The sequence below is a fragment of the Mobiluncus mulieris genome (genome assembly GCF_014204735.1).
Classification (GTDB): Bacteria; Actinomycetota; Actinomycetes; order Actinomycetales; family Actinomycetaceae; genus Mobiluncus; species Mobiluncus mulieris.
Genome location: NZ_JACHMA010000001.1, coordinates 1,286,289 through 1,309,794, shown reverse-complemented (window position 1 = coordinate 1,309,794; position 23,506 = coordinate 1,286,289). Strand labels below are relative to the sequence as shown.

Annotated in this window: 19 protein-coding genes, 1 pseudogene and 1 CRISPR repeat array; of the genes and pseudogenes, 11 read left to right on the top strand and 9 right to left on the bottom strand. The window is 50.7% G+C overall.

Annotation, left to right across the window (positions count from 1 at the left end):
* Positions 1–23 precede the first annotated feature (23 nt).
* The 5 genes and pseudogenes from F4555_RS11550 to F4555_RS05820 form a co-directional block, all read right to left on the bottom strand.
* Positions 24–1,330, bottom strand: a pseudogene (locus F4555_RS11550) (IS3 family transposase).
* A 160-nt stretch (positions 1,331–1,490) separates the two neighbouring features.
* Positions 1,491–2,228, bottom strand: coding sequence for a type I-E CRISPR-associated protein Cas5/CasD (gene cas5e, locus F4555_RS05835; RefSeq protein WP_115325967.1), 738 nt, complete (start codon positions 2,226–2,228; stop codon positions 1,491–1,493).
* Positions 2,225–3,283: a type I-E CRISPR-associated protein Cas7/Cse4/CasC gene (gene cas7e / locus F4555_RS05830; protein ID WP_115325968.1), complete on the bottom strand. Its 1,059-nt coding sequence runs from the start codon at positions 3,281–3,283 to the stop codon at positions 2,225–2,227. The genes cas5e and cas7e overlap by 4 nt, the downstream gene beginning before the upstream one ends.
* Positions 3,283–3,888 (bottom strand): type I-E CRISPR-associated protein Cse2/CasB, encoded by a 606-nt coding sequence (locus F4555_RS05825; protein ID WP_115325969.1) that lies wholly within the window; start codon positions 3,886–3,888, stop codon positions 3,283–3,285. The genes cas7e and F4555_RS05825 overlap by 1 nt, the downstream gene beginning before the upstream one ends.
* The gene (locus F4555_RS05820) at positions 3,889–5,472 is read right to left on the bottom strand and encodes a type I-E CRISPR-associated protein Cse1/CasA (RefSeq protein WP_115325970.1); all 1,584 of its coding nucleotides are present in this window, start codon (positions 5,470–5,472) and stop codon (positions 3,889–3,891) included.
* A 197-nt stretch (positions 5,473–5,669) separates the two neighbouring features.
* On the opposite strand from F4555_RS05820, the gene cas6e reads away from it, so the two are divergent.
* The 10 genes from cas6e (at position 5,670) to ileS (ending at position 19,514) form a co-directional block, all read left to right on the top strand.
* Positions 5,670–6,338, top strand: a complete 669-nt coding sequence (gene cas6e / locus F4555_RS05815) for a type I-E CRISPR-associated protein Cas6/Cse3/CasE (protein WP_147286480.1) — start codon at positions 5,670–5,672, stop codon at positions 6,336–6,338.
* A 12-nt stretch (positions 6,339–6,350) separates the two neighbouring features.
* Entirely contained in the window at positions 6,351–9,074 is a 2,724-nt protein-coding gene (gene cas3 / locus F4555_RS05810) for a CRISPR-associated helicase Cas3' (protein WP_115325972.1), read from the top strand.
* On the top strand, positions 9,071–10,009 hold the full coding sequence (locus tag F4555_RS05805) for a CRISPR-associated endonuclease Cas1 (RefSeq protein WP_115325973.1): 939 nt from the start codon (positions 9,071–9,073) through the stop codon (positions 10,007–10,009). Before cas3 ends, F4555_RS05805 begins: the two co-directional genes overlap by 4 nt.
* Before the next feature lie 21 nt (positions 10,010–10,030).
* Positions 10,031–10,324, top strand: coding sequence for a type I-E CRISPR-associated endoribonuclease Cas2e (gene cas2e / locus F4555_RS11545; protein WP_004012083.1), 294 nt, complete (start codon positions 10,031–10,033; stop codon positions 10,322–10,324).
* Positions 10,325–10,348: 24 nt separating this feature from the next.
* A CRISPR array of direct repeats spans positions 10,349–11,354; the repeat unit is 29 nt; unit sequence GTTTTCCCCGCGCCAGCGGGGGTAATTCC.
* A 151-nt stretch (positions 11,355–11,505) separates the two neighbouring features.
* Complete coding sequence (locus F4555_RS05795; protein ID WP_184076198.1) at positions 11,506–11,757, top strand: hypothetical protein; 252 nt, start codon at positions 11,506–11,508, stop codon at positions 11,755–11,757.
* A 384-nt stretch (positions 11,758–12,141) separates the two neighbouring features.
* On the top strand, positions 12,142–13,263 hold the full coding sequence (locus tag F4555_RS05790) for a Fic family protein (protein WP_115325975.1): 1,122 nt from the start codon (positions 12,142–12,144) through the stop codon (positions 13,261–13,263).
* Between the two features lie 310 nt (positions 13,264–13,573).
* Positions 13,574–14,737 carry a DNA adenine methylase gene (locus tag F4555_RS05785; RefSeq protein ID WP_115325976.1) on the top strand — a complete coding sequence of 388 codons (1,164 nt, stop codon included), beginning with the start codon at positions 13,574–13,576 and terminating at the stop codon, positions 14,735–14,737.
* Positions 14,738–14,821: 84 nt separating this feature from the next.
* A complete protein-coding gene (locus F4555_RS05780; protein ID WP_004012087.1) occupies positions 14,822–15,298 on the top strand; it encodes a YqxI family protein in 477 nt (158 codons plus the stop codon).
* A gap of 21 nt (positions 15,299–15,319) precedes the next feature.
* Positions 15,320–15,835 carry a hypothetical protein gene (locus F4555_RS05775; RefSeq protein ID WP_004012088.1) on the top strand — a complete coding sequence of 172 codons (516 nt, stop codon included), beginning with the start codon at positions 15,320–15,322 and terminating at the stop codon, positions 15,833–15,835.
* A 394-nt stretch (positions 15,836–16,229) separates the two neighbouring features.
* Complete coding sequence (ileS, locus tag F4555_RS05770; RefSeq protein ID WP_115326125.1) at positions 16,230–19,514, top strand: isoleucine--tRNA ligase; 3,285 nt, start codon at positions 16,230–16,232, stop codon at positions 19,512–19,514.
* A 382-nt stretch (positions 19,515–19,896) separates the two neighbouring features.
* Here ileS and F4555_RS05765 read toward each other — a convergent pair whose 3' ends face one another.
* Entirely contained in the window at positions 19,897–20,673 is a 777-nt protein-coding gene (locus F4555_RS05765) for a hypothetical protein (protein WP_004012091.1), read from the bottom strand.
* A 617-nt stretch (positions 20,674–21,290) separates the two neighbouring features.
* On the opposite strand from F4555_RS05765, the gene F4555_RS05760 reads away from it, so the two are divergent.
* The gene (locus tag F4555_RS05760) at positions 21,291–21,662 is read left to right on the top strand and encodes a DUF5915 domain-containing protein (RefSeq protein WP_174887721.1); all 372 of its coding nucleotides are present in this window, start codon (positions 21,291–21,293) and stop codon (positions 21,660–21,662) included.
* A 92-nt stretch (positions 21,663–21,754) separates the two neighbouring features.
* Here the strand turns inward: F4555_RS05760 and F4555_RS05755 are convergent, their stop codons facing one another.
* From F4555_RS05755 to F4555_RS05745, 3 genes are all read right to left on the bottom strand, one after another.
* The gene (locus F4555_RS05755; protein WP_115325977.1) at positions 21,755–22,036 is read right to left on the bottom strand and encodes a type II toxin-antitoxin system YafQ family toxin; all 282 of its coding nucleotides are present in this window, start codon (positions 22,034–22,036) and stop codon (positions 21,755–21,757) included.
* Complete coding sequence (locus tag F4555_RS05750; RefSeq protein ID WP_004012094.1) at positions 22,033–22,305, bottom strand: type II toxin-antitoxin system RelB/DinJ family antitoxin; 273 nt, start codon at positions 22,303–22,305, stop codon at positions 22,033–22,035. Before F4555_RS05750 ends, F4555_RS05755 begins: the two co-directional genes overlap by 4 nt.
* Positions 22,306–23,178: 873 nt before the next feature.
* The gene (locus tag F4555_RS05745; RefSeq protein WP_081443316.1) at positions 23,179–23,469 is read right to left on the bottom strand and encodes a type II toxin-antitoxin system PemK/MazF family toxin; all 291 of its coding nucleotides are present in this window, start codon (positions 23,467–23,469) and stop codon (positions 23,179–23,181) included.
* Positions 23,470–23,506: the final 37 nt, after the last annotated feature.

Below are 23,506 nucleotides of genomic sequence, written 5' to 3'. Positions count from 1 at the left end.
TGTCCCAGGTTTTGTTCCGTTTCTTATACGGGTGCTAGTTGTTTAGCATGGGTTTGATTATATTGGGTTATCACTTCCTCGGGAGTGGAATAATCTAGCGATTCGTGGAGACGCTGGTGATTCCACCAGTACACCCAGTTCAGGGTCGCCCATTCGACTTCGGTACATGAGCCAGGTCTGGGAGTAAATCAACTCGGTTTTGTATAGCCCGTTGCCTGTCTCGGCTAGCGCGTTATCGTAAGAATCCCCAATAGTTCCGATCGATGATCTAATCCCTGCATCTGTTAGTCGTTGACTGTATTTAATGCTTACGTATTGAGAACCATGGTCAGCGTGATGGATTAGTCCTGCCAGATTGTCTTTAGCGCAGCCTATCGCCTGTTCTAAGGCCTTTAACGGCAACGCCTCAGGGGCATAGTTGACCTGGTAGCCCAGCCCACAATCTTGCGTGAATACACGTCTGTAACAAAAGCTGTGTACACGAAACCCGACAAAGTTCTAACATAAGTGATATCCGCGACCCACAGCCGGTTCGGCGCGTTGGAGCTGAACCGGCGTTGAACCAAGTCCGGGCGTGTATCCGGGCGGTGAAGGCCGGGTAGTCACCGGTTTACGGCCTCGGTGTGCCCCATGAATCCCGGCCAGGCGCATCAACCTGCCAGTCTGTTCCCGTCCGATAGCAAACCCCGCCCGGCGCATAGCACGCCAGATTTTACGAATCCCATAAACACGGTAATTCTGGTCGAAAATCTTTACGATTTCCTCGATTAACAAGGCATCTCTCAATCGCCTAGCACACACTTTTCGGGTCTTTACAGCCCGGTAACCACGTGGCGTGAGGAAGCCCCCAACCATGTGTTCTCTCATAACCCGGCAAATACACTCGACCGAGAAACAATCACGATACTGGTCAATAAACGCAATCATTTCATCCCGGGGTACTTGCACCTCCGGTGCGTACCCCGCCTCGCTCGGAATGCAAACTCGAAAACTGCGTTTTCAGTTTGCATCCTCACTCGGCCGGGTGGTCGAGTTCTTTGGCGAAAAAAGCCGATGCCAGTTTCAGAATCTCGTTCGTACGTCTGAGTTCTGCGTTTTCTTTACCCAGACGTCGTATCTCGGCAGACTCCTCTCGAGTGACCCCGGATCTCTCGCCCTGATCTATTTCAGCTTGATTCACCCAGCGGCACAGTGATTCCCGACTGACACCGAGTTTCAATCCGATATCACTGATAACCACCCATCTCAAAACCCCAGAACCGTCTCGAAGCCGATTAAACACCAGCCCCACAGCACAATCCCTAAACCCCTGCGAATAATTCCTAGACATAAAACAACCCTCTCAAAAAAACCTAGAAACAAAACACGGGACACTTCACTACGAAATTGTGGAACTCAGTCTTGTTGTCCCGCGCGAATTCTGCCCTGAGCTCACCTGCGTTGGTAGGGGCGGCTCCTAAGCGTGGAAACGTGTTCTGCACTGCAACCTTTTAGACTGTGGCTCTCCGGCGTAGCTGTTCGCTAATTGTTTCCAGCCATTTTTTCCGACAGCATTCCAACGGTGGGTGTATAGTTTCCTGGGTCGTGTGGATTGAACTGAGTCGGTAAAGGGTTCTAGACTTGATTTCGGATTCGGCGGTAGGCTCGGGTTTTTCCTGGTAGTAACTGGATTCGAGTCTGCCCTTGTCAAAGACAGGCAAGGTATCTATAGCACTGTCTTCACCGATTCCGAGGTAGAAGGGGAAACCAGGTGCAAAGGCTTTGCGTCCTAGGTAGGAGACAAATGTAGGGTCGCTTATGGCTTGGTCTAATTGCTCTAAATGTCCTTCGCACTGAATCTGGACTATAAATTCGGCATCTGCCAGCAGCGTGCGACGCACAATAGTGGTTTTTCCTTGGGCATCCGGAATAAAAGCTAGGCCTCTATTAGTTGCTCGTTTTCCGGTCAACAACATCAGCAGTCTCGTGGCAACTTGCATGTCTTCATCCCTTACCCCAATGGTTTGGTAATCATCACAGATACGCCCCGGGCTATCTACACGCACCGCGAACTGCAAATCCTGAAACCACAGGGGGTATTTCCCTCGTGGACACCCTAAACAGGCAGCAACCAGCCCCTCAAGACTACCGCGTGTGGGGTAGTCCTGGGTGTGACTAATATTGCCACTAACCTTTGCTCCAGCCCAGCTTTGCAGCGGCCCGGCCAGACGAATGTATACAGAAGTCATGCCTGAATCCAGTCCACGATTTTATTTATGAAGTCGCTTTTATTGCTGTATTTCAGGTTGAAACCGGCAATATCTTTTTCTTCACAGGTACCAGAGATAGCATTCACTCCTGCAAAGTTGTCAGGGTCAAAACGGCGTGCGGATTGGTACTGCTTCAAGAGCTCGTCAACAGTCGCGCCGATGAATCCGCCTTCGTTACTAGCCTGAATTGGTTTTTCGAAATCATAAGCGATGCGATGTGCCTGTTCCTCGGCCAACAGCAGTGCCGGCATAACGTATGGGGCGGTGCTGTTCTTTTTACCTCTAGGTAGGGCATAGATGAGGGCATCCACCATAGCTGCAAGGTTCTCGTGGGCGGACTCACTATCAAATCCGGTCCAGGACTTGCGTAGCTGCGCTTTGTCGATGGTGACGGTGCGATAGAAACAGCCGCTAGTGTAAAGCGCCATACCCAAGAAAGTTGCACCTGCTCCTTGATGTTGCAAAGGCGCGTCATCGGTAGTGTTGTAGTAATCCGTTTCAATAATTGCTTGGTGTGTTGATACCGCAGGGGAAACTGCGATGGCGGATTCAGTGTTCATTCCAGGGGCGGAAGCAAACATGCGACCGAAAGCAGCAATTGCTAGTGAACCTGTTTTTCCTGCTTCCATAAATTCTGGGTTTTTACCTTGTGCTATAGCCTTAGCGCACGCTTCCAGCTCTTCTCCAGATAGCCATGTAGATCGAGCAGAGTCACGCTTTTTAGAGGAATCGTCGTTTTTTGTTAGTGCTCCAATGGCTTTTTTTGCACTCTTAAGAAAATCCTTTTTATTTCCTTTAGGATTTAGCTCTAGCGCTCTTTCGATAACCATTTCTGCTAGATTTCCGGAACGAACCGAAATATCTTGAGAAACATTTTCATAGGCAGAGCGAGCTGCACGTTTTATAGACTGTGATGAAAGCTGGCCGCGCAATACGCCACCCTGGATTAGACGCTTTGGAGTTCCAGTGTCATCACGGTTCAGATTGGACCAGGGGATAGAATTTAGGATGTGGATAGTAAGTAAGTTGGACATTATTTTTCCTCTCCATTAGGTGTTTCGTTTGAATTGTCTGATGAATAGGGGCGAAGGTTAACATAGTAGTCGTGTAATACGCGGTTCCGAGATTTTTGCGAGGAAACGGAAACTCCCTTTCCCCAGTGCGTGAGGAGCTGGACAAGCTGGTACCAATCTATGGGGTGATTATATTTCTCGACAAACTTCAAGATTGAACGGAGAGTCAAAGCGGCATTCTCTAAACCTAGGTTTGGCAAAAATCTCAGCCTTTGGGCAATTGCGTCCGGTTTATCGAATTCAATTTTGGCACCTCTGGTGTACGCTAGAGACTTGGAAGTGAGCGCAAAACTTTCTCCGAGTGGTGTATATACTGGTTTTTTTTCTTCGTCTTCCCCTTTTTCTACCTGCGGTATCTCGGGAAAGTCCGCTATCAAGGAAACTCCTCTCAACAGCGCCTTTTCTGGTACTCCCTCGGAATAGGGAAGCACAAATGGATATGCTGCATTTTCTGTGTAAGTACTCCGTCCTCGCTTTAGTGCAGCCAAAGTTGAACGGTAATTCTTTTCGTTACGGCGGCGAAGAACTTCGCTAACTAAGGTTTTCCATGGTTCATCTTTAGACATTTATTTCATCCCTTCAAGTGCAACGTTTACGATTTTCCCTAGTTTTTCTCGTAGATACTGGTGTGTGGTTGTAACTTCTGGCACCATAGATTGCGCATACGGTAACGTGACTTCATCAAAAGCAGACATGGTAGCTTTTTGAGTTGCCTTCAATATCTCGGAATAATTATTTTCGTCTTCTAATTGATTCTCTCGCATAGAATTTTCAAAAATAGGTCGAATATGCCTCCAGAACACGGTTGAAACATCCCCACGAAGAAAGCCCAAGTTAGACAGGGTAGGAATGTTTGGTTGTGTAGGTTTTCCGAAACAAAACACTAATTTTTTTTGCATATCAAGAACCACGTTCGCGTACATTTCAGCAATCTCGTATAAGTCTTTGTGGGGTGACCACAGGGAATTATCGTCTGGAATCAACACTTCTGAGGCTCGAATCACAGGAGAAGATGGCGTGCCTCCTAATTGGTGGCGCAAGAAACATAAGTATGACTCGGCATCATGATGAAGTATGCGCGTAGTAGAGGAGTATTCCATATACTGCGGATTTTGTTCCGCATTCCAATGGACTGCTAAGTCTGTTGCGTCTCGGCCGAAGTCCAGCCGCTGCGGTTTCAAAATGCCGTCTTTGTTTGGAGTATATAAATATAGGGGATCCCTAGTATTGCGGTTATCCCACCACGATTTCTTTCGAGCATTCTCCTGTTCTTTAGCGGCTTTATCCTTCTTAGCAGAAGGGCATACTCCATGAGCTTGTGAATACCAATGCCTAGGTATGCCACAGGGTTTTGCGCTTGTCAACATATTTCCTTCCCAAACGCAAACTGCGGTGTTCGAGCTCCAGCTAGCATCCCACAAAGGATGATCCTTGCCCAGAGATTCTGGATTACGCAGAGCCCAGGCCGGAAAATCGTTGTATTCAAGCCAATCTATAGGAATATTCATCAACAAAGTTTCATAGATACTGTCCTTAATGAAGAACACTTCAGTAATGGTTTTCCCTACATCCTTCTTCTTATCTACACCCAGGAATCTGATGCCAGGTGCCCCCATAGCGCACTTTTCCCCATCGTACTGATTGTTTCCAGCTAAAGAGTAGTGGTGATTAATGGCCAACCATAGTACAGCCTTATCAAGACTTAGCTGATTTGCAAATGTGAAACTCATTTTCCAGAAAGCTTCTGCAGAATCTGGAGCCATGGCGGGGGAGAGTTTCTTTGGTGCTCCATCTGTTTCTTGGCCACTAATGACTTGGCGTTGCAGAAAGGGGTAATCCGCATTTAGTGGATTGCAGTAGGGAGCCAAGGACTCGATAGCCTCATCGATAGCATCAATATCGGGTTCTTCGGGTGCTACTTTGCTACCCTTTTGTTTACGAATTCGCTCAGCCAGAACCGCTATATCGCGCAGAATTCGTAACGAAGAGCCTGCGGAAAACCCTGGATTTATGAGAAGATCTTGCGTAGATAAAGTATTTCGTGAAGAGTTGTTGGGCACAGTTGCAGAGGAGCAGAGAACATCACGTGCAGTCATTCTTCCCCTAGCAGTGGGAATCCAAGCGATGTCCTTCAACGCGTTGATAGCCATTCTTCCTCCTCGTCAGTTCTGGATTTGCGCACCACTTTACACTTTGATAATATACAAAGTTGACTTTTTTGTCAAGAGGTGATAATATAAACATATGGTTACCCTGCCGGAACGGGGAAAAATATACTAGCACTACACAACAGAATTACCCCCAAGCTCTTGGGGAAGTTGATAGCCATTCTAGCAGGGAGGATACAGTGGTCTACATCACACTAGTACCAGCGCATATGCTGGTGAAACCAGAGTTTCGAGCCAAACTAACACGTGTATTCAAGACTCCGGATTTCCGGCATCGTGCTGTGATGGATTTGTTCCCTGAGTTTGAGGGGGAACAGAATCCGCGTGCCGCTGCCAGCATTCTTTTCCGTTTAGAAACTCTGCCAGGGTTGGCTCCGCGTTTCGTGGTGCAGTCGGACATTTCGCCTGCAGTGGATAAACTTCCAAAAGGGGTAGAACCGCTAGGGTACACGTTTCCAGAGCTAGGCGAAGGAACGCCTGTTTCATTTCGTTTGGCCGTTAACCCGGTGATTCGACATTCTCAAGGAAAAGACGGCCAACCTGCAAGAACCACTACGGTTGCACCCTTTGGGAAGGAACCCGCTGAGAGTGCGGCAAGCCTGGAAACTTGGCTTTCGCAAAAACTTTCCCCGGGCTTAGCTGAAGTAAATATTATCAACGCGCAGCGTGAAATCATTGGTGATGGCTATCCGAACCAAGACATATCGAAGATTAAAAGAATCGTCATTGACTTGGTTGATGGGGTAGCTTGCGTTGGTGATGCGAAAACTCTGAATAAGATGCTTCGAAGTGGTGTAGGTCGTGCCAAATCCTATGGCTGTGGGCTTTTATCAGTAAAGCAGTTGTGACGGAGTATTAGAATGTCATCAATTCAAGAACAGATTTGGGGTAAATATTCTAAAAACTACGGGTTCTATCCCTTACTGGCTCACCTATACGATACCGCAGTTTGCGCTGAGATTGTTTTTGATTACTGGCTGCGACCTGGACTGCAGGAAATCCTCAAAAATGATTTTGGTGAAAGCGTCCTTCAGGTAGTATCTCTGGTTGCGGGATTACACGATTTGGGTAAGGGAAATCCGGTATTTCAAGGTCAACAGGCTGCGTATGAGACAAATAAAGACTTACCGGTAATTAGAGAGCATTTCAATCAATTTGCAAATACAGAATATTTTATTGATGTAAAGCGAAGGGAGGCTAATAGACCTTCGGTGCGCCGTCACGAACAGGTTGGCGCCCTTGATTTATTTGGTGATGAATCAAAACTATTCAAAGACCGCGTTACGGAGCATTGGTTGGCTGCTGTGGTGGCAGGACATCATGGCACCTTTTTCAGGGAAACAAAATCTGATGATGAGCGACAGATCGACTCTACAAAGCTCCTGCGTTCTGGAGTGTGGAAAACAGTTCGGGAGGACTCCACCTCACTAATAGAACGATTTTGTGGGCTGCATATTGCAGATCTCCCGCGAGTGATTTCACCCATTTCACTCATGCTGCTAACCGGCTTGGTGACTGTGGCGGATCGTCTATCCTCTGGAGATGACTGGGTTGCGGAACAAGCTGCTGCCCTTAAATCTGGGAGCATCAGTCTGGACAACCCAGATGAATGGAAATCATATGTTTTCCAGAAAATGCTGAATCGGGTCAAGTTACTCTTAGGTATATTTGAGCCGCTTAGTAATGCTCAGGAAACTTTGTTGGGGTGCTGGAATCCACGACCTGCACAGAAGATTGCCCAGAATTCTGGTGATGGGATGCTGACTATCATGTCTGCTACTGGTTCGGGCAAAACTGAGGCGGCGCTATTACGTCATGCAAATGCTTCGGAACGTCTGATATTCCTGTTGCCCACGCAAGCAACTACTAATGCCATGATGCGACGGCTCCAGGAGGCCTTCCAAAACACTAGTAATGTGGGGACTTTGGCTCATGGTATGGCAATATTGGAGAATTTTTATAGTCAAAAAATTACGGTGACGGAGCATCGAGACGATTCTACCGATACGGGTGATGTGTCTGCTCGGGGTTTGTATCCCACGGAGTTTGTGAGACAGAAATCAGCGCGGTTACTTGCCCCGGTTGTGGTCGCTACTGTAGACCAAGCGGTTATGGCATCACTGCCCATGAAATGGACAGCTTTGCGGCTGCTAGCCTTGGCGAATTCGCATGTAGTTATGGATGAAGTTCACACACTTAGTCCTTATCAAACAAGACTGATTGAACCCCTCATGACTTGGCTGGGCAGAACCGGAACCAGAGTAACGTTATTGTCCGCGACCATGCCTCATGAACACTTGGAACAGTTAACTAATGCTTATACAGGTAATCTGAGCCACGAAAACACAACTCGTATTGAGGAGTATGATTTTCCGGCAACTGCTAGCGTCAGTGTAGGCGGGAAAGTGAAAGTATCTGCTCTGAAGATTGATATAAATCGGGATCAGTACCAGATTAATTATGATTTGAAAGAAGTTTCTAACATATCCGAAGCACATATAGACTGGGCTAAGCAAATTCACGAAAAGTATCCAAAAGCAAGGTTAGGTGTTTTCGTAAATACCATCGACAGAGCACAAGAAATCGCTGGAGGACTGTTGAAACTCGGCTGTAACGTGATGGTGCTGCATTCCCGATTGACAGCCAAACACCGTAGTGAGGTTGAAGAAGCATTATTCAATGCGTTGGGGCCGAGAGGAAACGCAGAAGGATTGGTAGTGGTTGGTACGCAAGCTATAGAAGCGTCATTGGATATTGACTTGGACTTGATATCGACCGACTTAGCACCAGCTCCGTCGTTGCTGCAACGTTTTGGGCGAGCCTGGCGAAGACAAGATACTAAACGTGAACAGCGAATTCCTGGGATGTCGGCAATGCAAGTACAGATAGTAGCTGGCATGCTCATAGATGAAAATGCAGGATATCAGGAAAAATGGTGGATGCCCTATCTATATTCTCCATTACGGCGTACCTGCAAGTGGCTGAGAGGACATAGGGGAGCCATTGTTGCTCCGAACGATATCCAGAGCTTTGTAGAACAATCGTGGGTCTCTGCTGAGGAATTGGAAGATGCAGAAGACTTTGATGAGTATGCCTCTATACTGCAGGAACAGCAGAAGGCTACGCAGTGGATTAATAGCTGGCCGATGTTTTATCGGGGGGAAGCACGAATGGACGCCCTCCGGCACTTGACATGGCAAGATGGAGAAAACGCAGAAGGTGAATCACCTCGAACCCGCAGTATAGAAAGGGAAAATCGGCAACTTATTATTTTGGGTGAGGGAAGTGACGCGCCCGGGGCATTCAACGGGACTGTGGAAGAACTGCGTTCGTTGCGTGTTGACAGAAATGGTATGCCTAGCTCTAGAATTAAAGAAGCCTTGCGAGCCCAAATCAATGTTTCATCGGCCAAGATGATAAAGGTTTTACGAGAAAAAGTTGAGCAGTATCCTGTTTTAGGCGAGGAAACAACACCCTTGTTGCGAGGAAGACAAGTAGTGCGTCTAGGCGATGATTTTACTTATGACACTCTCTTCGGATTACAGCTATTAAGAAATAGAACTCTAGGGAAGGCTATGAGTTGACTTACTCAGATGATGCTTTGATATTCGCCAAAATTCCGGTCAGCGAACAGATACGCTTGGAAGATCGGGTATCATATCTTTATTTGGAGTATTGCCAGGTAATTCAGAACCACACGGGTGTGGCAGCTATTAGCGAGGGTAACCATGATTCTGAAGATAGGGAGCCGCTAAAACGAATAATCCAGATTCCAGTGGCAGGATTAGCCGTTTTGTTTCTCGGTCCAGGAACTTCTATCACACAACCGGCAATGGCATCGTGTAGCCGTGCTGGTTTGACGGTGATATTCAGTGGGGGAGGCGGATGCCCTTACTACTCCCATGCTATGGCGCTGACCAGCTCGTCGAGATGGGCGATTGCTCAGGCTCACTTAGTAGCAGATGAACGCAATGCTCGCAAAGCTGCCAAGTTTTTGTATAAACGACAGCTAGGTATTGATATAGAAGGTGAACTGACTATCAGCCAAATGCGTGGGCTCGAGGGAAGCCTGATAAAAAAACGATACCGAGAACTGTCTAGAGAATTTAAAGTGAATGGATTTCGGCGAGACACAGGAGGAGAAGACGTTTTGAACCAAGCCTTGAACTTGGTGAACGGCATTTTGTATGGGTGTGCAGCTTCTGCCTGTGCGGCATTAGGGGTTAATCCGGCGCTGGGAATTATCCATCGTGGTGACATACGGTCGTTGTTGTTTGATGTAGCGGATCTCTATAAGCCCAATGCAGCGTTGCCTATTTCATTTCGTAGCGTGAGTAAGGATGAACCACTAAAGTTCGCTCGAAAGGAAATGCGAAGGTTTATCTATGAACAAAATGTATTAGAAAACATGATTTCGATTTTGATGAGTGTTTTGGAGCCATACCTTCCTACAATAAAGGATGACATGTTGATTGATGAGTCTGGTGAAGTGCCAGGACATAAAGATTATAGCAATTAATGATGGCGATAGAGGGAGAATATGTTTGTAATTTTGACCGCAACTGCTGTTCCAGAACATTTGCATGGTTATTTGTCGCGGTTTTTAACCGAAGTGAACATGGGAGTTTACGTTGGAAAAATCACGCCTCGGGTTGCTGATGCGCTGTGGGAAAGATGTCGGAAAGTTGGGAAGGAAGGCTCTCTCACTTTGGTACAATCGGATGTGAGATTTGAACAGGGATTTTCTGTGCGTGCTTACAGTCCGAGGCAGCACCGAGTACGTTGTTTCGATGGATTGTGGCTAGGTGAAATGGCTAGAAATTTTGAATTCTAGCGCTAAAATTACAGGTGGCTAAGTGTTTTCCCCGCGCCAGCGGGGGTAATTCCCAATATTTACAAGGAGAAAACCACAATGAAACGTTTTCCCCGCGCCAGCGGGGGTAATTCCAGGTATGACGACATGAAACTAACACTCAACCAGTTTTCCCCGCGCCAGCGGGGGTAATTCCAAAATCACCCAGACGCAAGACCTCCTCGGGGAGTTTTCCCCGCGCCAGCGGGGGTAATTCCAGCTAAAAGAGATAGCGTCTAGCCTGGAGAAAGTTTTCCCCGCGCCAGCGGGGGTAATTCCAAATAGGGACGGCAAGGTTTCCTTCCAGTCCAGTTTTCCCCGCGCCAGCGGGGGTAATTCCCGAGAGATGCAGATAAGCCTGGTGATAGACCAGTTTTCCCCGCGCCAGCGGGGGTAATTCCAAAACTACCCGCCCCGCCAAAGAAATCACCAAGTTTTCCCCGCGCCAGCGGGGGTAATTCCACATGGACAGACAGGGAGGGCAACCAACGCGAGTTTTCCCCGCGCCAGCGGGGGTAATTCCTACCCGGTAGATGGGCCAGCAGCGAACCTTTTGTTTTCCCCGCGCCAGCGGGGGTAATTCCGATAGTAGCCTTTTCAGGATAGCTTCGTTGGTGGTTTTCCCCGCGCCAGCGGGGGTAATTCCGAGCACTCGGCTCCGGTAGCCTATACCAAGACGTTTTCCCCGCGCCAGCGGGGGTAATTCCCAGGGGTCGCTCCCCGGTGCACCACCGAGAAGGTTTTCCCCGCGCCAGCGGGGGTAATTCCTGGTCGAAGTGTGCCTGGGGAGTTACTTCCGGGTTTTCCCCGCGCCAGCGGGGGTAATTCCAAGCGTTCTGAAAGGTTCTTTATCTGCTCCTCGTTTTCCCCGCGCCAGCGGGGGTAATTCCGGAGACAAGCCCGCTATCGTCGAATACTACCCGTTTTCCCCGCGCCAGCGGGGGTAATTCCGATACAAATACCCACTATGTGAAGCTTGATTAGTTTTCCCCGCGCCAGCGGGAGTAATTCCAAGCATGAACCCAAAAAGAAACGCTAAAGCTAGCTTTTGAAGTGTCCTGGGTTTTGTTCCTTTCTGTTTTGAAGGGGTTGGGACATGTCTAAGGGGGATTCGCCAGAGTTTAAGGATCGTGCGGCGAGGATGGTCGGTGATTGTCTGTCTGATGACAGGTCGTGTACACGGTGACGGGCTAGCAGCGAGATTACTCCACGCCTGGGTGTGTCTTGAGTCGTTGCGTCGCTGCTACGAGCAGTCATTGATTGACACGGGTCAGCATCCTGGGGTTACCCGCGAGGAACATAAAGAGATTAAACGTCTCAAGCGTGAGAACACTGAACTGCGGCGAACCAACGAGATTCTCAAGCTTACTTCGGCTTTTTTTACCAAAGAACTCGACCAGCCCGAGATGAGATGATTGCGTTTGTTGACGAGTATCGTGATTGTTTCTCGATTAAGTGTATTTGCCGGGTCTTGAGAGCACACGGTTAGTGGGTTTATCACTTCTCGTGGCTATCGCCTGGTCAAAAAGCAACCGCCAAGTAGCCGAGCAGCGTGGCGAGGTTTTGACTGGTGAGGTGCACCGGGTTTTCGAGGAAAATTACCGGGTGTACGGTAGAACTGACCCCCGCATAAGAAACGGAACAAAACCCAGGACACTTCACAGGTGGGAATTCAGAAATCCTGCCAGCGCGGCATTCAAGATTGCGGGTGGAACTCCGGATGGCACCTCATGAAGTCGGGGGAACAAAGGCGAGCGGGGCGAAGTCTTTTGTAAAATGGGGAGCAGAGGAGGTGCCAGGTGGAGACAGACCCGTTCAAGGAATACCTCCGGGAAGTTGAACCGGACAGGCAGTATAAAGGCTATGCGTGGCACACCGCCATCGGCTTGCAAGCCGTTGATGGGCTGAAAACCTCGGATTACCTGGCACACACCGCGATTAGAAACATCGAAGGCGAGATAACCTTTACCGAGGCAAATGCGCTTTTAGACGCGTATTATGCGGCAAAACCTGTTGGGGATGCTCCCAGTCGGGTGGAAGAGGCCGACAAGGTTTCAGCGCGAATCGCCGCGTTGCTGCCCGAAAAAGCCTTTAGTTTCACCCCGGGCGAATACCTGGGGATTCACCGTCGACTGTTTAGCGGGATTTACCCGCACGCGGGACAGATGCGCGATTACAACATCACCAAGAAAGAATGGGTGTTGAACGGTGCCACGGTGCTCTACGGCAGCGCCACCGAGTTGGAGGCCACCCTGGAATATGACTTTTCCGAAGAGAGACAGTTTTCCTATCGGGGGTTGTCGCTGGACGAGATTGTTGCCCACCTGGCGGTGTTCGTGTCCCGTTTGTGGCAGATTCACGTATTCGCCGAAGGCAACACCAGAACCACGGCGGTGTTCTTTATCAAGTATCTGCGCACTCTGGGCTTCGAGGTGACCAACGATATTTTCGCTGAAAATGCCTGGTATTTCCACAATGCGTTGGTGCGGGCGAACTATAGCGACCTGAAGAACAGGGTTCACGCCACCACGGAATACCTGGAACTGTTTTTGCGCAACCTCCTGTCCGGTGAAAAGCATCCCTTGCGAAACCGGACATTGCACGTGAGTCTGGGCTTAAAAGTAATCAGGAAACCGGACATTGAGGCGAATAAACCGGACATTGACAGCGGGAAACCGGATATTGATGAAGAGAAACCGGATATTGCGGATGCGCTGTCAACCAAAGCTGCCCAGCAAGTCATGAGGCTGCGCGAGGCGTTCCCCGGTCAGGAAATTTTCGGTCGCGCAGAGGTGATGCGGATCCTTGGTATAAAGGCATCCAGAGGCTCTGAACTGCTCAAACAACTGTTGGAACACGGTGTAATCGAAACGATTTCCGGACACGGCAAAGGGAAATACCGCTTCCGCACCTCTGCCTAAAACCGAAAGTCACCCAATGGCGGTGGATTTTAGTGTTGTAGCCGTGGTTCCGGATGGCACCTCATGAAACCGAGGCAAAAATGGGGGAAACAACACGACGAAACAGGCGGTTTTGGCGAAGCGAGCAGCGAGGCAAACAAGGACAACGGAGAAACATGCGGATGAAGTGAGCTGCGAGAGCGGGGCAGGACAGCGAAAAGCAGGGCAAACGAGGACAACGGCGCGGCTGACAGGGGCAACAGCGGCGAAAATCCGAGAAAAACGGGTGTTTGTCCCGGGGCGAGGCGACTCGATGCCTTAGGGTAGCAGGGTGATAAAGTACCTGGGATCGAAACGCACCCTCGTGCCCGCGCTGCAAAACATCGCGAGATTGTCCGGTGCCACGACGGCTTTGGACATGTTCACCGGCACTACCCGCGTCGCCCAGGCCTTCAAAGAAGCCGGGATTGTCACCGGGGCTAATGACACTGCGACTTACGCGAAAATCTTGGCGGATTGCTATATCAAAACTAATGCGCGTGACATCGATTTCCGCAACCTGCGCGAAATCCTGAAAGATCTGGCGGACACCCCAGCGCGCCCCGGATATTTCACCGAAACCTTTTGCGTGAAATCAAGATTTTTCCAACCTAAAAACGGGGCGCGCATCGATGCCATCCGCGAACGCATCGAGACCGAATACGCCGGCACCCCGCTGTATCCCGTGCTGTTGACCTCCCTGATGGAAGCCGCCGACCGGGTCGATTCCACGACCGGCCAGCAGATGGCCTACCTGAAAACCTGGGCACCGCGCGCGTACAACGACCTGGAGTTGCGGGTGCCAGAACTGCTCGATGGCAGCGGATGGACTTGGCGCGCGGATGCGAATGAACTAGCCGGGTGCTTGGCTAGGCGCGGCGGTGTCAATCTGGGTGGTACTGGTTGCGGCGGCGGTGCGCAGGTGGGTGCTGGGCTGGGCGCCGCGCGCGAAGACGCACTGCCGGAATTTGATCTGGTGTACCTCGATCCGCCGTACAACCAGCACCGATACTTCACGAACTATCACATTTGGGAAACTCTGGTGCGCTGGGATGCGCCCGAGGCTTACGGCGTGGCGTGCAAGCGTGCCGATGCCCGCGACCCTGACACGCATTCGCCCTATAACCGTCGGCGTGAAATGCCGCAAGCCCTGGCGGATTTGGTAGCCACCATTCCCTGTCAGACCCTGGTGCTCTCGTATAACAATGAAGCCTGGGTGGACTTCGAGGAGCTGTTCGCGCTGGTCGCAGCACGTTTCGAGGATGCCACCGCCTTGGCTTTTGACTCCAAACGCTACGTGGGAGCCCAGATTGGCATCTACAGTCCCACCGGTCAGCGCGTCGGGAAAATCAGCCATTTACGCAACCTCGAATACGTATTCGTTGGCGGCTCCCGCGAAGTCGTCGCCGCTGTTCGCGACGACTTCGCCTCGCTGGGCACCACGGTGCATGTCTAAAATAGTGGCAGAGCATGCAATTGTAAATCATATTATAGTATAATAATGATGTAGACTCTTCACACATCTAAGAAGGGATAAATAATGCGCAAAATTCGCCTAACCTCACTATTTACCGCCCTGGTACTCGCAGTTTGCACTGTAAGCTTTCCGGGAACGGCATTTGCAGCGAACTCCACACTAAGTAGCCAAGAGAAATTATCTCATGTGCTATCTGAATCAAATAGTGGTAATAACCAGGGTGGCCATTCCTTTGAGACCCGTGGTGCAAAATCCTTCGCTATTAAGACTACCTTAAAGGACATAGCCTCTGGGCTCCGGGGTGGAAGTGAGAAGCTTATTAAATTCGCCGGCAAGGCGTTGGATAAACAAGCCGTAAAAGTATTGAGTAAGAATTTAGATTTTGTTGCCGACGCGATAGACGGTGTGGCTAGAATACCTGATTTAGCTGAACATGTAGTGAAAGAAAAACTGCTCTATGCTCTAAGGCCATTAGGCCACAGTAATGCAATGGTCATATCTGACGCGGTAACTGCGCTAGTTTCAGCAGTAGTGCTTTAGATTTTAAAGCGTGTGTACTTTATGGAAGAAGAAAAGCTTAAAACGCGAATTGACCAGCTGGAATCCGAAGTTACGCGACTTAAGGAACTCGTTATGACTCTAGTTGGAAGCGTTCAATACAGAAACGATAAACCCTATTGGGCATACCTGGCTCAAAGTATGACCTACGGCGAAAAAGAAACAGAACTTAGCCTGATGCTCATCGGCATTTGTAGACGATTAGAAGGTGAGGAACAACCTATAAAACCGAAGAGACTGTGCGAAAACAATTCATATATGCAAGAGGCTTATTCGAACGAACCAATGACCGAAAAAGAAGCCATAGAATTGTTAGCTCAAGTTGTCGGGCCGGTAGACGCGCCTGAAGTGCTGCACGGATTTATCAAACAGTCTCAAATTAAATCCAACGTATCAGTGCTTTTCCGTAGTGACGTTCGCGCAGTGCTTAGTTTTTCGGAGTGGCAGTTTTGCGTAGCGCGGGGAACATGCGCTACAGTTGGGGGCACGGCGTTGAACCGGCCGCGCGGCTTGTGTTAGCAGCTCACCTGGGTCTTTACGATTCATGAGGTGCCAGCGAAAATCTCGCGGGAATCACCGGGGAGCCTCGGAAAGAACAGCGGTACCCGCCTGCCTGGGTAGGCCACGCTCACTAGAATCCGACGGGTCGGATCCGTAATCATCCCGAAGGAAGCGGCTCGCTTCCAGAAACTGGGCAAGTTCGGGACTTGAAACCTTTGCCAGGGAAACCGGCAAGCACCTCATGAACCCGAAACCAGATGGGCGCGGGACATGAACGCCGCCGGGAATACCGGGTGGCGCCTCATGAACTCACCATCAAAACCAGACCCGGCAGCGAGCAAGCGAGGTGGTACCGCGCGCGCCGCAAACAGTGACGGGCGTCCTCGTGACCAACACGACCAGCGAGGACGAAATGAGCGAAACCAAGCGCGGGTTTTACCCCAAACACCGAAAAAGCAGTGTCCCTTCCTCTCCGGATTTCCCCACCCAAGAAACGGAAACCCTGGCGTATTGGAAGGCTGATGACACCTTTCAAGCCAGCATTGACCAGCGTGACGCCGGGAAAAATGGTTCCAACGAATTCGTGTTCTATGACGGGCCGCCCTTTGCGAACGGCCTGCCCCACTATGGGCACCTGCTGACCGGGTATGTCAAAGACATCGTGGGGCGCTATGAAACCATGCGGGGGTATCGGGTCGAACGTCGTTTTGGTTGGGATACCCACGGTCTGCCCGCCGAACTAGAAGCCGAACGCATTCTGGGAATCGAGGATAAATCCCAGATTGAAGGCGAAGGCGCGATGGGAATCAAGGCCTTCAACCAGGCGTGTCGCGACTCCGTTTTGAAATACACCAAAGAATGGGAAGAACAGGTCACTCGCCAGGCGCGTTGGGTCGATTTCGATAACGACTACAAGACCTTGGATCCCACCTTTATGGAATCCGTGATTTGGGCTTTCAAGACGCTCTATGACAAGGGTCTGATTTACGAAGGTTACAAGGTGTTGCCGTACTGTTGGAATGACGGCACCCCCTTGTCGAACCACGAGCTAAAGATGGATGATGACATCTATCAAAACCGCACCGACCAGACCGTGACGGTGGGCTTGCGCCTGGAAACCGGTGAGTTAGCGTTGATTTGGACCACAACTCCTTGGACTTTGCCATCCAACCTGGCGGTTGCGGTGGGGCCGGACATCGACTATGTACGCGTCACCCCCAAAACCGGTGATTTGGCGGGCGAAACCGTGATTTTGGCCGAGGCGCTGGTATCGGCTTACACCAAGGAATTGGGCGATGATCCAGAGGTTTCCGCGCCATTTCCCGGCTCGGAGCTGGTCGGGGTCGGGTATGCTCCGATTTTCTCGTACTTCGAAGCCGCGAAAGCCGCTGGTGTCGCTGATGGCACTGCGGACGAGGCGGGACACGTCGGACCGGGCTCCAATGCGTGGACCATCATTGCCGCTGACTTCGTGTCCACCACAGATGGTACCGGCCTGGTGCACCTGGCTCCGGCTTTCGGCGAGGACGATATGAATGTCTGTGCTGTCAACAAAATCGGCATCGTGGTGCCGGTAGACGATGAAGGCCGTTTAACCGAGGACGTCACGGATTACGCGGGCAAAAACGTGTTCGAAGCCAATAGGTATATCATTGCCGACCTGCGTGATGTGACTGGCCCGATTGCGGCGCGTCCGGCGGAGGTGCGGGCACGGCTGGTGCGTGCGGCATCCTACGAGCACTCCTATCCGCACTGCTGGCGTTGCCGGGAACCCCTGATTTACAAGGCCGTGTCATCGTGGTTCGTGAAAGTCACCGCGTTTCGCGACCGCATGGTAGAGCTGAACCAGCAAATCACCTGGACCCCGGCTCACACCAAAGACGGGATTTTTGGCAACTGGCTGGCGGGCGCCCGCGATTGGTCGATTTCGCGCAACCGCTATTGGGGTTCCCCGATTCCGGTGTGGAAATCCGATAATCCGGCGTATCCACGCGTGGACGTGTACGGGTCTTTCGCCGAGTTGGAACGCGATTTCGGGGTGAAGGTCGATAACCTGCACCGCCCGTATATCGACGAGCTGGTGCGCCCGAATCCTGATGATCCGACCGGGAAATCCATGATGCGTCGTGTCCCGGAAGTGCTCGATTGCTGGTTTGAATCCGGTTCTATGCCCTACGCTCAGGTGCATTATCCCTTTGAAAACCAGGATTGGTTCGAACACCACTATCCCGGACACTTTATTGTGGAATACATTGGGCAAACCCGCGGCTGGTTCTATACCCTGCATGTCTTGGCCACGGCTCTGTTTGACCGCCCGGCGTTTTTGAACTGTGTTTCGCACGGGATTGTGTTGGGTGATGATGGCCGTAAAATGTCCAAGTCTTTGCGTAACTATCCGGATGTGTCAGAGGTCTTTGACAAGTACGGCGCGGATGCGATGCGCTGGTTCTTGATGAGTTCCCCGGTGGTCAGCGGCGGTAACCTGATTGTGACCGACAAGGGTATTCACGACACGGTACGCCAGGTGTTGTTGCCGGTGTGGAACGCGTACTACTTCTTTACGCTCTATGCCGGGACGTGTAGCAAGGGTGCGGGTTATGACGCGAAGCCGGTTGACGTGTTTGACGCGGCGGTGGTGTCTGGTCTGCCGGTTATGGACAGGTACCTGCTGTCGGCCGCCCGCGAACTGTTCCGGGATTTGCGCGGGGAACTGGATGCTTTCCACATTCCAGAGGCTTGTGAAAAGGTGCGTTCGTTCCTGGATTTGTTGAACAACTGGTACATTCGAATTTCGCGCCAGCGTTTCTGGGACGAAGACCCGCAGGCTTTCGATGTGCTCTATACCGTGTTAGAGGCCTTGATGCGCGCTATTGCGCCGATGTTGCCCCTGGTGTCGGAGGAAATCTGGCGTGGCCTGACGGGGGAGCGTTCGGTACACTTGGCGGATTACCCGGATTGGGACGCGGCCGGGCACGATTCGGATTTGGTGGCAGCCATGAACGAGGTTCGCGGTATTGTTTCCGCCGCCCACGGCTTGCGTAAGGCTGAAAAGTTGCGGGTGCGTTTGCCACTGGCTTGGTTGCGGGTGGTTTCCCCGCTTCATGAGGCGCTAGCCGATTTTGCGGGGCTTATTGCCGAGGAGGTGAACGTGAAGAACGTCGAAGTTATCGGCGTGGAGGGTTCTGGTTTGCGCTCCCACCAGGAGTTGGCCTTGAACCCGAAGGGTTTCGCACCGGAAGTGCGCAAGCTGACTTCCAAATTGTTTGCCGCCCAAAAGTCCGGAGCCTGGCAACTGGACGGGGATGCCGTCGTGTTCCCGCAGGTTTGCGTGGATGGGGAGCCGGTGCGTTTGACCGGGGATCAGTTCGGGCTGTCGACCAAGGTGGAGGCTGAGCCGGGTACCGCCGCTGATGTTTTGCCCAGTGGTACTTTCGTGGTGTTGGATACCGAGGTTACCGAGGATTTGGAGGCCGAGGGTTATGCTCGCGACGTGATTCGTGCGGTGCAAGACGAGCGTAAGAATGCCGGTTTGGATGTGGCCGACCGGGTTGACTTGGATTTGGGTGTGCCGGGGGAGCGCCTGGCGTGGGTGAAACGCCATGAGTCGTTGATTGCCGCCGAAACGCTGTCGCTTTCGGTCGCGGTTCATGAGGTGGCTGGCGCGGATTTGGTCGTCAAGGTCGCGAAACACGCCTAGCCTGGGTTCTGGAATCCGAGGATTCCTTGAATCTGCGGCCGCGTAAAATTTCAGCAACGTGGTTTGGGTTCCAGGATTTTCCTGGAACCCAAACCACGTTGTGTCCAGTACAGAATTCAAGAACCGGATACCTAGTGTACTGTATTTATTTCATCCTTTACTGTGAAGTTGAAGTGCCATACGGGTAAGTGATTCGGTTTTCACCTCCCACGCAGAATGTTCTTTGTCTGCGTAATACTTATCGCAGTTAAAACCTTCGCAAATCTTAAGATAGGGTAAGCCTGAATTATCCACCGACGAACCATGGTGACTGGTAGCCTCGCATGAAATCAATACTGTAAGACCAAGGAAGAGCGTGATTATATTTAATATTTTTTTAGCTTCAAGTGAATACTTCCCTGTTCATAGTAATTGTTAGTGGAGACGTTGATTTTGAAAGATTTAGAGACTGGAAAAGAATTCTTAGAATTCTACCCGCGATAAAAGAGGACCACTCACTTGCGTTAATAGATAATTCTACTGTCTGAATGTCCATACCATATTGGCTATGGGGAAGCGCTCGACTGACAGCAACAATTGAACAGTTCTTTTCGTATCTATCTATCAGTGAGCAGAATATATTAACTAGCAAGTCCACATTATTATAAGCTGCTATATCTATTACTATTTTTATCTTTTCAGTAAGCGTCGGGTTTTCGCTAGTAAAATGGAAGTATGATTCCCCTCTCATGTCTGGGAGTACAACTGAAGGAATCGTACCAACAAGGCTGTGTAATAAGCTTCTATTTTTTGCACTAGTTTTTTTGCCATATAAAACACGTGTTCGTCTTTGTGGAATATTGAAGTAATCAAGCCTAACATAGAATCCATCAGCCTTTACGGCTGCAACTTGTTCCACACAGCGAGTCATTGTTTCGAATAACAAAGCAAAGGGCGGTTTTTGGTTATCAGGTAAAGTGACGTACGCCCACGCTAATAGGTTCTGTATATCATCTGACCAATCTTCTTCCGGATGATAGTACCAGGGCGCGCAAGAGTTACCTTCAAAGTCAAACCACTCCTCAGATAAACCCAGAAACAATGCAACGAAGTCCTGCCTCTCAGACTCGGAGAGGCAGGACTTGCGCGACAGAATTGCCAGCTCTAATGACGTGCCCATGGCCAACAGTGAACATCAGACTCTGCAGATTTGTGCTTCCCATGGGTTTTTTGCACACCTGGAGCGTATCCACTCCCAAAGGTGTACCACATGGTTGACTTGCTTGATTCACAACTTACCCTAGCGTTTGCACCTGGTGTCTGTCCCTTAAGCGCAGGCTTACTATCTCTCGTATCAGCTATACCAACGGCGAAAAATCTTGTACCCCGCTTTGCGTACAGCCTGGCAGTCAACCTCATGGTGGTAAATCGCGGATTCCCTACAGGCTTCCAGGTGACATGGCCTGAAGCTTCGTTTCTTCCTGGGGAACGATGAGGATTATGCGCGGTAACGAGACCCCCACTTGGAAAAAGAAAACTCCTTGTGGCTCCTGAAGATTCTGTGTCTTGTGTGGAAAACGAACCGATGAACCGCTCTGAGTACTGGTCTGAGGGGGAACTGGTATCCTCGTCTCTGTCAACCGCGACAGCAGTTTGAAAAGGTACGCTTACTACCAGCAGCGTTGCGGCAAAGGTACAAAAAAATGTCTTTTTCATGGTTTCCTTCCTATCAGACATTTTTACTACTCTATCACGTATTTTGCCTACAGCGGTTGAAAACGGCGATTTTGATGTCGTATGCAGGGTTCGCCGGTGCGTTTGACCGGGGATCAGTTCGGGCTGTCGACCAAGGTGGAGGCTGAGCCGGGTACCGCCGCTGATGTTTTGCCCAGTGGTACTTTCGTGGTGTTGGATACCGAGGTTACCGAGGATTTGGAGGCCGAGGGTTATGCTCGCGACGTGATTCGTGCGGTGCAAGACGAACGTAAGAATGCCGGTTTGGATGTGGCCGACCGGGTTGACTTGGATTTGGGTGTGCCGGGGGAGCGCCTGGCGTGGGTGAAGCGTCACGAGTCGTTGATTGCCGCCGAAACGCTGTCGCTTTCGGTCGCGGTTCATGAGGTGGCTGGCGCGGATTTGGGTATTACTCTGTCAGCTAGGCGAGATTAGTTTCTGTGGCGTGAGGCATGTCTATCAGCCCGGTTTTAGCAAAGTGTTTATGTGTCCATGGACATTTAGCGAATCGGGCGAAAGCCTCCAGGTTATGCCTTGAATAGTTCCGAGTGTGTTCCGACCCGGTAGGCCATCAAGACCAGCGTGTTACGGTGAATCTCGTAGACTAATAACCAGTCTGGTTCGATGTGGCATTCCCGGGTGCCTTTATATTTCCCGCTGAGTTCGTGGTCTTGGTACTTAGCTTCCAGTGTCTCTCCGTTGGCCAGGCGGTTGATGACCGCGAAGACTTCTTCGAGGTTCCGGTGTTGTTTCTTTGCCAGTTTCAGGTCTTTTTTGAACTGGGTGGTGAACTGGATGTCGTATTTCATACTTCGAGTGCCGCCCGCAGTGCCTCCATGCTGGAATACTTTGGCGTATCAGGGTCGTTTAGCATTGCGCGACCCTCTGCTATAGCTGCTGCTGTGGTCGCATTGGGGTGCTCTAGTTGCAGGCTAAAGGGAATCCCGTTTTCCCTGATAGTAGTGCGCAAAAACAGGTTCACCGCCGTGGTCATGTTCAAGCCGAGCTCGTTGAAAATCGCTTCCGCCTGCGTTTTTACGGCTTTATCCGTCCTGATGTTTAAATTCGTGGAAACCATTTGCTCTCCTTTGCCTCAAATAATATGTGAATCCTCGGTTGTTATCAACACAACAGCTTTATTTTAGCCATACTAAGAGTTGTCATTCCCCGAGTGTGGTCTGACTAGTTCGGTCTGTTACTCGGGTTACGTCCGGTCTGCCTCTCCTTTCGGGGGCATGAGGTGCCAGCCGGGATAGTGGCAGAAATGAGTGAGTATTTCGTTTTTGCGGGAAAAATTCCCTGAAAAACCGCATTTTTCACTTATTTCTGCCAGGCCGGGGATGAGGGGCTTTTCTGGGGTATGGATACATAATCCCCTTATTGAGAATGCTTGATATCGAGGTACTGCGCCGCGCGGCGTTAGCCGTATATCGGCGCAGCCGCTGGTGAAGCCGTTATAAAGTGGCAATGATTTGCCGTTTTAGGCGGAACTCCTTGAGTGGCGAAGCCGCAACCGCGCAGGCGGCGTGTGGCAGCGGTGAATGAAGTGGTCTGGGTTATACTTTCAAAATATAAACCAGATTGCGATTTTGAAAGCAGTTCCGGTTTTCGGCGGCTTCACGAGGATTAGCCCACACTCAGCGGAAGTGGCCGAGGCGGGCTGAACTATTGCCTCCATTATAACGCTAAATCTGGGTTCCTGCGTTTCATCCCGCCCGCGTGCAAAATGGGAGTGCGACATCCTTTAGGGCTGGGATGTAAAGAGAAAACCGTAACCGTATGAAAGGTACGCCGCTCCCGTGGGCCAAGTTTACAGGCATTTGTGTTTTGAAGATTGTGTTGTTATCGAAAAACGTCTAGAAACTGGGGTTCCGGTGGCGGCTCTAGAGGAATCAGAGCGACTGCTGCGCCGTTTGTGGTCGGGTGAAGTCGGGGAAACGTCGCATTCGCACTACAAGCTGATAAAGTCGATAACCCAAGAGAGAACCTGGGCGAGTTCCTCAGGGGTTGCGGTGCCGATGCGTGCTTTTAGCCGCTGCTGGGCGATAGTGCGAGGTTGTTCGGTCATCGCCCAAGAGGAACGCGCCAAGTCTGTTAGGCGGATATGATTTGGCCAGCCTCGGTCGGTTGTAGAAATCGGCACCACTATAGCCAAAGCGTCTATAATATCGTGGTATTGCGCGGCGGATATCACCAATACTGGCCGCCGTCCGTTTTGTTCACGCCCTTTGGTGGGGGTCAAGATAAGCCCACCAGATGTCGCCTTGCTGAATCTTGGT